Here is a 12522-nt window from a genome sequence, read left to right as displayed (position 1 = left end):
GTGCGGGAGCGCCGCGTACGACGCTCCCGCACCGAACCCGCGGGACTCAGGCTCCGGCGCGCAGCCCCGCCAGGAGCTGATAGACCGTCTCCGTGCCCTGCCGCAGGGCCTCGACGCCGATGTACTCGTCCGTACCGTGCATACGCTTGAGCATGTCCCGGTTCACGGTGAAGGGGTACATGCCGTAGACCGGCACGTTCTGCTCGCGGAACGGCACCGCGCTGGTCACGGCCTCGAACTGGCAGGCTGTCGCCCGCACCCCGGGATGAGTCCGCCGCACGGCCTTCTGCCAGGCGCGGAAGACGTCCGTGTCGTGGCTGGAGTCCGGAACCGCCAGATAGCCGCGCAGCCGATCGACAGCCTGCGCCTCGCTCTCGCCGGGATTGCCGACCACCGTCAGCGTGGCCCGGTTGCCGATCAGGGAGCGCAGTTCGGCGACGATCCGCCCGGGGTCGTCGCCCCCGGGCAGGAATGCCGCCCGGAACTCCGCGGTCGCCGTGCCGGGCACGATACTCGGGTAGTAGCCGGCCTTGGCCGAGGTGAATGCCAGGGTGGTGCGGAGCATCGCGTTGTGCAGCTCGGGCGTGTCGCTGAGCCGTACGACCGCGTCGCCCGCCCGGTTCCGCCGCGCCTCGGAGCGCGCGTCGAGCATCTCCCGCAGGGCGGCGGCCAGGGCCGGGTCCGCGGTTGCCCGGGCGAGCTCGGCGAAGTACGTCCGTGACAGCGCGTTCGGGCGGATGGCGGCCCGCCAGCCGCCGAGCTGTTCCAGTACCTCGCCCAGCCGGATCACGGCCTGCCCGCCGAACGGCTTGGAGGTGTGCGTGGCGTACGAGGCCGCTTCCAGCCGCAACAGCAGGGAGCGCTTGTCGTTGCAGGTGAGCGTGGCGATCATGGGTGTCGCGCCGTCACGCTGGTCGAGCACCCAACCGCCCTCGGTGAGGACCACTCCGGCCCGCACCTTGCCCGGGTGCTCGGTGAGCAGCCAACGGACGCCGTACGGACCCTGTTCCTCGTCGCAGTCGGACCAGAAGACGATGTCCCGGTCGAATCGCGTGCCTTGCCGCACATGGCGCAGCAGGGCGGCGACGAAGGCGGCGTTGACCCCCTTCATGTCGAGGGCACCCCGGCCGTACAGCATGCCCCCGACGGTCTCCCCGGTGAACGGCTCCCGCGTCCACGCGTCCCCGATCGCGGGGACCACGTCCGAGTGGCCGAGCAGGATCAGGGGCTTCTCGCGCGCGGCGCCGGCAGCGGCGGGGACGCGGGCGAAGAAGTGGACGTTGCCCTCCTTGGGGGTCGGCACGATCTCGGTGGCGACCCCGGCGGCTTGGAAGATCCCTTCCAGCATCCGTGCGTGCGGCAGCGTGATCGCGCCGTCCCCGGGGTTGCTCGTGTTCTGCCGGATCATCGCGACGGCGAGCTCCACCGGATCGGTGGGATCGCCGTCGAAGGCGCGGCCTCCGGTGCCGCCGCCCGCGTCCGCCGTCCGCTGTGCGGCAGCGGCCTTCGGCGCGGCGACTGTCGTCGTCCCGAGTGTGAGCACGGTGCCCGAGACGACCGCCGCGCCGCTGCCGAGCACGGCCCGTCTGGACGGACCGGCGGCTTTGCCGAGGCCGTCCAGACAGGCGGCCAGGACCGCCGCCGGATTCTCCTGGTGGGCGTAGTGGCCGCCCTCCACGGACAGCACCGTGCAGTCCGCCGTGGTCCACTCGCGCCACCGTTGGACGGCCGCCTCCGACACGTGCGGATCCTCGACGGCCCACACCGCCCGCAGCGGGACATGCGCGGCACCGCTCGCGCGGCCGGCATAGTGGGCGGCCAGCATCAGATCGGCCTGAACGGGCGGCAGCAGCACCTCCTCGAACTCGGGATCGGCCAGCAGTTCGGGGTCCGTCAGTCCGGTCTCGGTCGCGAAGGCGCGGGCGTCATCGAGCGTCACTTCGCCGCCCGCACCGGCGAAGTCACCCGGGGACTGCCCGGCCACCACGCACAGCCGCGTCACCGGCACCCCGGTCTCCAGCAGCCGGCGGCAGACCTCGAACGCCAGCAGCCCACCGAGACTCACCCCGATCAGCACCGTACGCCTGCCCGTCGCGAGCGCCCGCACCTCGGCGGCCACCGTGTCCGCGTACACGGCCATGTCGACGACGGGTTCCTCGTCCACCCGGGTGCCTCTGCCGGGCGGTGTGACCAGCACCAGAGCCATCCCGTGGGGCAGCCGCCCGTGCCAGCTCGCGAAGGTCGAGCCGTGCGCGCCGGTGGGTGCGAAGCAGACCACGAGCGTGTCTGCCGGGCCGTCGTTCTTCTCCTCGTAGCGCATTCTCAGCCAGGGGGTGCTCATCCGCGCTCCTCCTTCTGGGCCTCGTGGCAGAGTGCGGCGATCGCGCCGACGGTGGGTGCGCCGAGGATGCGGCGCAGGGGGATGCGCCGACCGGCGGTCTTCGCGAGCCGGTTGGCGAGCCGGACGGCGAGCAGCGAGTGGCCTCCGGCGTCGAAGAAGTTCTGGTCCACGTCGGCGGGGGGAGCGCCGAGCAGTTCCTCCCAGAGGGCCGCGACGGCGGCCTCGGTGGCGTCGGACGGCGTGAAGCCTGCCGTCCGCTCCTGTCCGATGTCCGCCACGAGCGCGCGCAGCCCGGTGCGCTGCAACTTGCCGTTGGGGCCCAGTGGAAGCCGTGGCACCTTCTGGACGCGTGTCGGCAACATGTAGTCGGGCAGCCGGTCGCGCAGATATCCGCGCAGGGCCGTGACGCTCACCTCCTCCTCGGCCGTGACGCAGGCGACGATCCGCGGCTCGCCGTCGTCCAGGTCCGCGTACGCCCCGGCGTCGGTGACGCCGGGCGCCTTGCGGAGGGTGGACTCGATCTCCTCCAGCTCCACCCGGTAGCCGCGCACCTTGATCTGGTTGTCGGCGCGGCCGGTGATCTCCAGCGCCCCGTCCGGGAGATGACGGCCCCGGTCACCGGTCCGGTAGTGCCGCACTTCCTGGTCGTCGACGGTGAAGCGGTCCTCGCCGTCGCCGCCGAGATAGCCGAGGGCCAGCGGCGGCCCGCAGACCCACACCTCACCCATCACACCGGGGGGCAGACGGCGGCCGTGCCGGTCGCGGACCGAGATCGACGCTCCCGCCACCGGGACGCCGACCGGCACACGTTCGGCGTCCTCGGGCAGGGCGGCCGTGTCGTACGCGGCGACGTTGGAGGCGGTCTCGGTCATGCCGTACAGATTGAGGAGCGTGGCGTCGGGCCAGACCTCCCTGAAGCGGTGGACGGTTCGCACGGGCAGGCTGTCGGCACCGCTGGTCACCAGCACCGGCCGGTGGGAACCGGAGAGCTTCGAGCTCTCCTCCAGGAGCCCGCCGATCAGCTGCGGGGTGAGGAAGAGATGGGTGATCCGCTCCTCGGCGACAACGGCGGCGAACAGCACCGGGTCGAGGAGCTCTTCGGTGCTGAGCACGACCGACGGGACGCCCTGGAGCAGGCCACCGAGCAGCTCCCAGGGCGAGGCGACGAGCGCCGGCGACTTCTGCACCGCCAGCACCGCGTTCTCGGGGAACGGGTGGTCCTCCCACATCCACTCCAGCCGGCCGCGGACGGAACGGCGACTGATCCGTACGCCCTTGGGGTTCCCGGTGGTGCCGGAGGTGTAGACGATGTGGAACAGCGCGTCGTCGTCGGGCTCCTGTTCAGGCCCTTCGTGCACCGGGCCCTCCGCGACCGGGGCCAGCCGGACGCGGGGCGCGTCCAGCGTGGGGAACTGATCGAGCCCCGGCTCGGCCAGCACTGCCTGCGGCCCCGTCTCCTCCACCATGCGGCGCTGGCGCCGCACGGGGATCGCCGGATCCAGCCCGAGATAGGCCGCGCCGGTCTTCAACACGGCGAGCACCCCGGCGACCGCGGCGGGACCGCGCTGAGCGGCGAGCGCGACCAACGAGCCGGGCCGCGTGCCCTTGGCGGCGAGCTGTGCGGCCAGCCGGCCGCTCCACTCGTCGAGCTCGCGGTAGGTGAGCGTGGTGCCGGTATGGCGCAGGGCGACGGCCTCGGGGCGGGCCGCCACCTGCGCGGCGAAGCGTTGCAGCAGGGTCGGGGTGGTCATGATGGTCCGCCTCCGGGCAGCAGGTCGAGGGATCGGATGGCAGTGTGCGCGGCGCGCCGCGGGTCGGTGAGGGCCCTCAACGCGATCGTCGTGGACGCGAGGACGTTGCGTGCGACCGGTTCATCGAGCAGCTCCTGCTGGTAGGCGTACTGGAGCAGGAGCCGATCCGGGCCGTGCGGCTGCACGTAGAGGGCGCAGTCGTACTTCGTGTAGCCGGTTTCCAGTTCGACGAAGCGGAAGCCGACGCCGTCGGCGGTGGTCGCGCGGGCCGGGTACGGCAGCATGTTCAGCATCGTCTGGAAGACGGGGGTCGCCGCCGAGCTCCTGGAGGCGGCCGGCAGCTGACGCAGCGTCCAGCCGAAGGGATGGTCCGCGGCGGTGTACGCGTCGTACACCGTGTCGCGCACCAGGGCGGTGAACTCGGTGAGCGTCGCGGCCGGGTCGATGCGCAGCCGCAGCGGCAGCATCGCGAGCATGAAGGCAGGCACATCGGCCGTCTCCGGCCGCTCCCGGCCCGCCATCGGCGCCCCCACGACGACCTCGTCGGCGTCGCCGTAATAGCCGAGCGTCAGCGCGTACGCGGCCAGCAGCGGTACGAACGGGGTCGCGGACGCGGACAGGGCGGTCTCCCGCAGCCGTTGCGACAGAGCCTCGTCCAGTACGGCCTCGGTGATCGCACCCCGGTAGGTGGGCGCGGCCGGGCGCTGCTTCTGCGCGATCTGGAGCACCGGCAGATCGCCCGCGAGCTGTCGCAGCCAGTACCGGCCCGCCTCGGCCGTCTCCTCGGCGGCCAGCACCCGATCGAGGTGGTCGAGGTAGCGGTCGTAGCGGGTGGAACGCTCGGGGTCGGGGGCGGCCGGACGCCGCTCGTACAACTCGGCCAGCCGTTGGAAGAGGACGGTGGCGCCCCAGCCGTCGAGCAGGAGCTCATGCATGGTGACCAGCACCCGGTGCTGTCCGTCCGGCAGCCTGAACAGCCCGGCGCGCAACCCCGGCGCGGCCTGCAGATCGAAGGGGCGGGCGGCTTCCTCGGCCGCCAGCCGTCGGTACGCTTCCGCCGTGACCTCCCTGGGCCGCTCCGGCAGCGGCACGTCCCAGTGCGGGAAGTGGTGCACCACTTCGTCCCCCTGCGCCTCGTCCGGCTCGGCGAACCGGGCGAGCAGCAGCGGATTCTCGGCCAGCAGCAGCCGCCACGCGGCTGCCAGGCGGGGGACGTCCAGCGGACCGTCCAGCTCCAGGGAGCCCTGATAGCTGTAGTAGGGACTCTGCGGATCCAGCCGCCAGTGGAAGTACACGCCTGCCTGCTGCGGAGTGAGCGGGCGGGTGCGCTGAGCGTCCCGGACATGATCGGTGCCGGCGCTCCTCCCGGCGGGCGGGATCCGGGTGCCGAGAGCGGCGAGCGCGGCCGGGCTGCCGTCGCGCAGCACCTCGCGCAGGCTCACCGCCGATCCCGTCTCCCGCAGCCGTGCGACCAGCCGCATGGCCTGCAGCGAGTCGCCGCCCAGCTCCAGGAACGAGTCGTCGCGGCCGACCTGCCCGCTGTCCAGCAGTTCGGCGACGATCGCGGCGATCGCGGCCTCGGCCTCGTTCCGCGGCGGACTGAAGGGACGAGCGCCGGGGCGGCGTCGGCGCGGCGGTGCGGGCAGGGCCTTGTAGTCGGTCTTGCCGTTGCGAGTGAGCGGCAGCCCTGGAAGCACCACGAACGTGTGCGGCACCATCGGCGCGGGCAGCCGCTCGGCCAGATGGGCGCGCAGCGCCTCCTCCGCCACCTCCCCGTCGGGGGTCGTGACGTACGCGACCAGCCGCTGGTGGCCCACCGCCGGAGCGTGGGCACTCTCGCGGGCCACCAGTGCGCCCTCGTCGCCGTCGGTGCGTACGGCGACCGCGCAGGCGGCCACCGCGGGGTGGGCGCCGAGCTCCGCCTCGATCTCGGCGAGCTCCATGCGGACGCCACCGAGCTTCACCTGCCGGTCGACCCGGCCCAGATACTCCAACTGGCCGTCCGGCAGCACCCGCACCGCGTCGCCGGTGCGGTACAACCGCCCGCCGCCCTCGGTGAACGGGTCGGCGAAAAAGGCGAGCGCGGTCCGCTCCGGGTCGCCCAGATAGCCGCGGCCCACGACGAGGCCGCCGACGAACAGCTCACCCGTCTCCCCGTGGTCGCAGGCGTGCCACCGCCTGTCCTCGGCGCGCAGGACGTACAGCGCGGCATTGCCGACGGGAGTGCCGATCGGCAGACGGCGTACGCCGGGGCCGGGCGCGCCGAGGACCGCGTGGGTGACGTCGTCCGAACACTCCGTGGGGCCGTAGGCGTTGAGCAGCGGGATGCCGGGAAGGGCTTCGTGCCACCGGCGGGCCAGCGCGGGCGGCAGTTCCTCGCCGGTGGCGATCATCCAGCGCAGCGCACCGGGCCGGATCCCCGCGCTCCGTTGGGCGTCCAGCAGGAAGCGGATCAGCGTGGGCACGGTCTCCAGGACGGTGGTCCCGCTCCGGCGTACCGCCTCCAGCAGCAGCGCGCCGTCCTGGGCCTGGTCGTCGCTGAAGATCTGGACGCGGCCACCGACGAGGAGCGGCGCCAGCATCTGCCAGACGGAGATGTCGAAGCTCAGCGGCGCGGTCTGCGCCAGCCGGTCGGCGGCGGTCATCTTGAGGTCGTCGACCTTGGCCCACAGGTGGTTGAGCATTCCCCGGTGTTCGACGACCGCGGCTTTGGGGCGGCCGGTCGATCCCGAGGTGTACAGGACGTAACGCACTTCGTCGGCGGGCGGCGGTGACGGCCGGGTGCGGTGGGCGTCCGCGGGTGCCGGGGAGGCGGTGGGCACGCCGGCCGCCTGAGCGCCCTTGACCAGTTCGCCACTGTCGGCGGGCCCGCCGACAGTGAGCAGCAGCACCGCGCCGCTGTCCCTCAGCAGCGCGTCGACGCGGGCGGCCGGCCAGCTCGCGTCGACAGGCAGATAGACGGCGCCCAGCAGTTCCAGCGCGAGGAAGGCACAGACGACATCGGCGCCGCGCCGGCCGCCCACCGCGACGATCTGCCCGCCGGTGACACCCGCTGCTGCCAGTTGGCCGGCGATCTGCTGCATCCGGTCGGTCAACTCGCCGTAGCTGACGCTCTGTTCGCCGTCCTCGATCGCCGTGCGGTCGGGCCGGGCGGCCGCGTGCCGTTCCACGTGGGCATGGACGCCCTCGCCCAGCGGGTACGGCTCGCTGCGGGTCAGCGCCGCGGCGACGGCCCGCTCCCGGGCCCCTTCGGCCAGCGGCAGCGAGGGATAGTGCGTCGGCAGAGCGGTCACTGGGATCCCTTCTTCTCCGCGAAGACGAGCAGGTACTCGACGGGGACTCCGGTTCCCCGCTCGTCCGTGGTGTGGAAGTCCTCGGTCATCTCGACCATCTCGGCCCGCAGTTCCTTCCAGCGCGACGACGGGGAGATCGTGTTCTTCGCGGCGATGCACGGACCGAAGCAGTTCTCGAAGAAGGCGACCAGGTCCTCGGCGGTCGCGAAGGAGTAGAACAGCTCCCTGCGTTCGGCGGTGACGGTGAAGGAGGGGCCGAACAGCTCGGCGAGGTAGTCCGCCGAGCCCCACAGCATCGGCTGCCCCTGATGACCGTTGGGCGAGGGAAAGTAGGCAGACAGAATCTCCTGGAAGTGCGCCGTCCAGCTGCGCGCCGTCCAGTTGCACATGCCGATCCGGCCGCCGGGGCGCAGCACTCGGGCCATCTCTCCGGAGGAGGCGGCGTGGTCGGGCGCGAACTGCACCCCGTAGGTAGAGGTCACCAGGTCGAACGAGCCGTCGGCGAAGGGAAGCTCCTGAGCGTCCCCGCGATGCAGCTCCACCTCCACTCCCGCCTCGGCGAAGCGCTCGCGGGCGTCGGAGAAGAACTCGTCCGTCAGATCGAGCCCGGTCACCGTCGATCCGCGCTGCGCGGACAGCAGCGCCACGTTGCCGTTGCCGGTGGCGACGTCGAGATGGCGGCAGCCGGGCTCGGGGTCGAGCCGTCCGACCAGTTCGACCGCGCCGGGGCGCAGCAGGTCGGCCACGTGCCGGTACTCCCCGTACGACCACATGGTGCGGTTGATTTCCTGGACGTTGAGATCGATAGCCATGATGTCCCCCTCAGAGCGTGAGCCGGGTGCCGAGGCCGACGGCCTCGGCGCGAGCGTGTATACGGTCGGCGACGGCGACATCGAGGATCGACATGCCGAAGGGATTGCTGATGATGGTCTCGTCCTGGCGGTGGCGGCCCGGGTGCCGGCCGGCGAGCACGTCGCCGAGGGCGGCGTCCACCCGGCGCGCACCGGGCTGCGCGGTCACCCCGTCCCGAGGGGCGCCGTCGGGGCCGAGCAGGGTGCCCGCCCGGTGCATCCGGCCGAGCAGACGGCGTGGGTCGTCGCGCACCAGGCTCCAGTCGTCGACGATCACCGTGTCAGCAGCGAGCACCGCCCCCTCGGTGAGGTCGTCCAGCGAGACGTGGCAGACCAGCGCGCCCGGCCGCAGCCAGTCGGGCTCGATGTACCCCTGCGTCACCGTGGTGACGGGCACGACGAGTTCGGCGTCCCGCACCGCCTCTCGTGCGCTCTCGGCCCGCACGGTCTCGACCTTCGCGCCTCCGGGCAGCGAGGCGACGTACGCGGCGAGGGCATCGGCGCGTTCGGGCGTCACGTCGTAGAGCGCCAGCGCGCGCAGGGTCGGCACGGTGCGCAGCAACAGCGCGGCATGCGCCTGGGCGAGGGCACCACAGCCGACGAGTGCCAGCCGCTGCGGGGACCTCACCGCCAGGTGGAGTACGGCCAGCGCGGTCACCGCTGCGGTGCGCATCGCGCTGATGTACGCCGCCTCCATCAGGGCGACGGGCCGTGCCGTCTCCGGGTCGAGCAGCAGGGTGAAGCCCTGGGAGCGCGGAATGCCTCGTGCCGGATTGCCCAGTGAGGCGTTGATGGTCTTCAGACCGACGACGGGCGGGCGGTCGGCCTCGAGCAGCGCGCCGGGCATCGCCAGCAGCCGGGCCGAGTCGCCCCGCGGGGTCGTCCAGCCGAGGTAGGCCTCCTCGGGGAGGACCGACTGCCCCGCGCTGTGCAGCGTCAGCGCTTCGGCCACCGTCTGCACGATGTCCACGCCCCGGGCGGCCTCGACGACGTCCGCGCGCGTCAGATGGAGGAAGTGACTGTCTGGGTATCGCTCGAAGTCCATGGGGAGCGGGGCCTCCTTGGCCGGGGTGGGGAATGCTCGGACGGGGGCGGCCCAACAGGCCGGAGGTCAGCGGGCGGTACGTGCCTTTGGTTCGTCTGCGCGTTCCACCGGCCCGGCCGTCCCGGCGCGGCGCGCCCCTCGCAGCGCTGCGAGGGGAACGAACGCGCCCACCAGGAGCGCACAGGCGAGCGCGATCCAGCCGGCCTTGCCGAGGGCGAGCACCACACCCGTCATCAGGACCGGACCGGCGACCCGGTTGGCGACGGTGCGGCTGGTGTTGAACAGCACCAGGTAGGCGCTGCGCGCCTCCTCGGGGGCCAGATCGAAGGAGAGCGTCCAGGACGCGCCGACCTGCAGCAGCTCGGCGAAGGTCAGCAGCACGACCGCGCCGCCCAACGTCAGCAGTGCGCCGCGCGTCCCGAAGCCCGGCGCGGCGGCGAACGCCAGCGCGCCGCAGCTCAGCAGCGCCGCCGCGGTCGCGTACGACAACCAGGCCCGACGCGTCGTGTTGTAGCAGCGGTTGAGGGGGTACTGAAGGGCGATGCAGAGCACGGTGTTGACGGCGTAGAGGATGCCGACGTAGCGCTCCGGCACCTCGGTGGCGGTCACCAGCCACAGCGGGAACGCCACGTTGAGCACCGGCATCCACAGCGACACCAGCGCGTTGTACGTGGTGAAGCCCAGCAGCCGCCCGTCCTTGAGCAATTCCCGTACGCCCGTCGTCCCGACGCTGCCGACCGAGCCCTCGTCGCGTGCGGTGGCGAACACCGCGGCCACGATGACGTAGGCGACCGCGCCACCGATCAGCAGCGGCCGGAACGCGCCGTGCGAGCCCGAACCCAGGGCGACTCCGGCGATCAGCCCTCCCAGGCTGATGCCCAGATTGACGACGGTGCGCTGGACGGCCATCACCCTCGCGCGCAGGCTTTCCGGCGCCCGCGCGCCGACATACGCCTGGACCAGAGGGGGCGAGGACTGCTCGGTGACGGCGATGAGGGAGACGACCAGCAGGAAACTCCACCAGCCGTCCACCCACAGATAGCCGATGGTGGCCAAGGAGCGCAGGAGCATGACGCCGATCAGCACGGACTTGGGGCCGAAGCGTTCGGCCAGCCGGGCGATGGGCAGGGCGGCGAAAAGGGCGGTCGCGCCGCCGATCGTCAGTCCGATGCCCACGGACGAGGTGCTGAGATGGGCGACCTTGATGAAGTAGATGGTCGACACGGCGAGGAACAGGCCGGTCCCGGTCCATTCGATCAAGGTCGCGCCCTGCACCAGCGGAAGGAACTGCCGGTAGTCGCGGCCGCTCTCGCGCCGTCCTGGCGTGATGCTCGTACTCATGGTCGCTGGTGCTCCAGGTGGTGCGGTTGCCGCCGCGTGAAGAACAGCCCCTCACGGCGCAGTTGTCTCGTCGTGGCGGCTATCTGTTCGGCGATGCCCTGTTCGCTCGCCCAGACGTCGGAGTAGAGGGTGTCGCGGTATTTTTCGCCGCCGTCGGCGGCCACACAGACCGAGAGTCCCCGTGGCGCGGGATCGTTCGCCAGATCGGTGACCACCGCGCGCACGGCGCAGCCGCTGGACCCGCCGAGCGCGAGCCCCAGGTCCTCGGCCATGATCCGGCAGATGGTGATCGCCTCGACGTCGTCGACCTGTACGAGGCGGTCGTAGCTGTCCCCGCTTTTCAGGAAGGCGGAGGGGCGGCTGGCCCCGATGCCCGGTATCAGCCGGCGTCCCGCGCTGCCGGCGACGGCCAGGGAACCGCGTACGTCGACGGCGACCGGGGCGACGTCGGGGCGGTGCTCGCGCAGATGGGAGGCGATGCCGGCAAGGGTTCCGCCGGTGGAGACAGGGACGTAGACCGCGTCGAGCCCGGCACCCGCGTCTTCGGTGATCTCTGGGCCCGTGGTGGTGCGATGCACCTCGGGGGCGGCCCAGTTCTCATACTGGTTGGGCCAGCGGTAGCCGGGGTTCTGGGCCAGCAGCTCGCGCACGGTGCGCAGCCTGCTCAGCAGATAGCCGCCTTGGCCGTCCGGCTCGTCGACCACCAGGACGCGCGCGCCGTCGGCCTCGAGCATGCGGCGAGTGACGGGCGGGGTCTTGAGGTCGACCACCGCGAGCAAGGTGCAGTCGACGGCGCGCAGTAATCGGGCCAGCGCCAGGCCGAGATTCCCGGAGGTCGACTCGACCACTACGGTGCCCGGCGTCAGCGGCTGCTCGTCGTGCAGAGCCTGCAGGAGTCCTACGGCGCTGCGGTCCTTGACCGAACCGCTGGGACCGTGCCCCTCCAGCTTCAGCGCCAGCCGGCACGAACGTCCTCGGTGAGTAACGGTGAGGTGGAGCAACGGAGTCCTGCCGAGAGCCCGCTCCAGGACAGGCCTGACAAGCGACATCGCTTCCCCCTGAGTTCGGCACCGCTGTGAACCGAATGCGAGACGACCTTAGGCACCAGCCCCCAGGAGTAATCAACGACATAAGCATTGCGCCTGACGGCATCTGGCTGGAATGCCCACGGGCGGTTCTCGGCCATCCTGCGTCCCCGTCTCGGCGACCTGTGCCGACGATGGCCCGATGGGCGTGCGCGTAGGAGGCGAAAGACCTGGGGGGACGCTCAGAATGGCCGACTCCGGTCGCACCTGCGGAAGAAACACGACCGAAAGCAGCCGGAGGCGGGTCCGTACTGTCAACGGTGGATCTTCCAACAGGAAGTAACGCCTGATGACAGACGTGGCCGTCTCGGTCGAGGCCGCCGAGGGACTGCGGCCCGTCCGGTTCACCGGATGCTCCGGATGACCAACTGGTCAGCCAACTGGTCGAAACGCGAAGGCCGACGGGATCAAGCTGGCCCGGCCATGGCTGCTTGCTTCGGCGGCTGACGAAGACGGTTCTTGAGTCCGCCCGCGGGGGCGAGATCGCCGGCCTCGGTCACGAGGAGAGCGAGGAGAGCGAGAGAACGGCCAGCGGCAACACCACGATCACCGACAAGGCGCTCGACGGATTGCACGAATGGCAGAACCGGCCGCCCGACTCGGTCTGTCCGGTCCTGTTCATCGACTGCGTGCACGTGAGACTGAGGGATGGCCAGGGGCTGTCCCGGAGCTTTCGCAGTACGAGCACGGGAGGCTGCGACAGCGCTGGAAGGCCCAGGGCTTCAGGCCCGAGCCTCCGTGCCGTCCTTCGAAGCGCTCCGGCACGGCGGCGGGGCGGTAGCAGCAGGCGAGACCCTTCGGCACCGCACACGCTC

8 protein-coding genes are annotated in these 12522 nt (G+C 71.8%); all 8 read right to left on the bottom strand.

All coding sequences use genetic code 11. The annotated features are described in order from the left end of the window. Positions 1 to 46: 46 nt before the first annotated feature. On the bottom strand, positions 47 to 2341 hold the full coding sequence (locus ACFWEP_RS22850) for a M20/M25/M40 family metallo-hydrolase (protein WP_387372328.1): 2295 nt from the start codon (positions 2339 to 2341) through the stop codon (positions 47 to 49). Beyond that, complete coding sequence (locus tag ACFWEP_RS22845; protein ID WP_387372326.1) at positions 2338 to 4092, bottom strand: amino acid adenylation domain-containing protein; 1755 nt, start codon at positions 4090 to 4092, stop codon at positions 2338 to 2340. Before ACFWEP_RS22845 ends, ACFWEP_RS22850 begins: the two co-directional genes overlap by 4 nt. Beyond that, positions 4089 to 7385 carry an amino acid adenylation domain-containing protein gene (locus tag ACFWEP_RS22840; protein ID WP_387372324.1) on the bottom strand — a complete coding sequence of 1099 codons (3297 nt, stop codon included), beginning with the start codon at positions 7383 to 7385 and terminating at the stop codon, positions 4089 to 4091. Before ACFWEP_RS22840 ends, ACFWEP_RS22845 begins: the two co-directional genes overlap by 4 nt. Beyond that, a complete protein-coding gene (locus ACFWEP_RS22835) occupies positions 7382 to 8197 on the bottom strand; it encodes a class I SAM-dependent methyltransferase (protein WP_387372323.1) in 816 nt (271 codons plus the stop codon). Before ACFWEP_RS22835 ends, ACFWEP_RS22840 begins: the two co-directional genes overlap by 4 nt. A gap of 10 nt (positions 8198 to 8207) precedes the next feature. After that, positions 8208 to 9281, bottom strand: coding sequence for an ornithine cyclodeaminase family protein (locus ACFWEP_RS22830; protein WP_387372321.1), 1074 nt, complete (start codon positions 9279 to 9281; stop codon positions 8208 to 8210). A gap of 66 nt (positions 9282 to 9347) precedes the next feature. Beyond that, entirely contained in the window at positions 9348 to 10622 is a 1275-nt protein-coding gene (locus tag ACFWEP_RS22825; RefSeq protein ID WP_387372319.1) for an MFS transporter, read from the bottom strand. Next, positions 10619 to 11671: a pyridoxal-phosphate dependent enzyme gene (locus ACFWEP_RS22820; RefSeq protein WP_387372318.1), complete on the bottom strand. Its 1053-nt coding sequence runs from the start codon at positions 11669 to 11671 to the stop codon at positions 10619 to 10621. The genes ACFWEP_RS22825 and ACFWEP_RS22820 overlap by 4 nt, the downstream gene beginning before the upstream one ends. Before the next feature lie 532 nt (positions 11672 to 12203). Next, positions 12204 to 12329, bottom strand: coding sequence for a hypothetical protein (locus ACFWEP_RS22815; RefSeq protein WP_387372316.1), 126 nt, complete (start codon positions 12327 to 12329; stop codon positions 12204 to 12206). Positions 12330 to 12522: the final 193 nt, after the last annotated feature.

The organism is Streptomyces sp. NPDC060198, from assembly GCF_042728415.1.
GTDB lineage: Bacteria > Actinomycetota > Actinomycetes > Streptomycetales > Streptomycetaceae > Streptomyces.
This window is presented reverse-complemented; position numbering and strand designations above follow the sequence as displayed.

What these genes read in the sequence shown, in the direction of transcription:
- ACFWEP_RS22820 (WP_387372318.1), bottom strand. Translation starts at nt 11,671, where the DNA reads ATGTCGCTTGTCAGGCCTGTCCTGGAGCGGGCTCTCGGCAGGACTCCG.
- ACFWEP_RS22850 (WP_387372328.1), bottom strand. Translation starts at nt 2,341, where the DNA reads ATGAGCACCCCCTGGCTGAGAATGCGCTACGAGGAGAAGAACGACGGC.
- ACFWEP_RS22815 (WP_387372316.1), bottom strand. Translation starts at nt 12,329, where the DNA reads ATGAACAGGACCGGACAGACCGAGTCGGGCGGCCGGTTCTGCCATTCG.
- ACFWEP_RS22830 (WP_387372321.1), bottom strand. Translation starts at nt 9,281, where the DNA reads ATGGACTTCGAGCGATACCCAGACAGTCACTTCCTCCATCTGACGCGC.
- ACFWEP_RS22845 (WP_387372326.1), bottom strand. Translation starts at nt 4,092, where the DNA reads ATGACCACCCCGACCCTGCTGCAACGCTTCGCCGCGCAGGTGGCGGCC.
- ACFWEP_RS22835 (WP_387372323.1), bottom strand. Translation starts at nt 8,197, where the DNA reads ATGGCTATCGATCTCAACGTCCAGGAAATCAACCGCACCATGTGGTCG.
- ACFWEP_RS22825 (WP_387372319.1), bottom strand. Translation starts at nt 10,622, where the DNA reads ATGAGTACGAGCATCACGCCAGGACGGCGCGAGAGCGGCCGCGACTAC.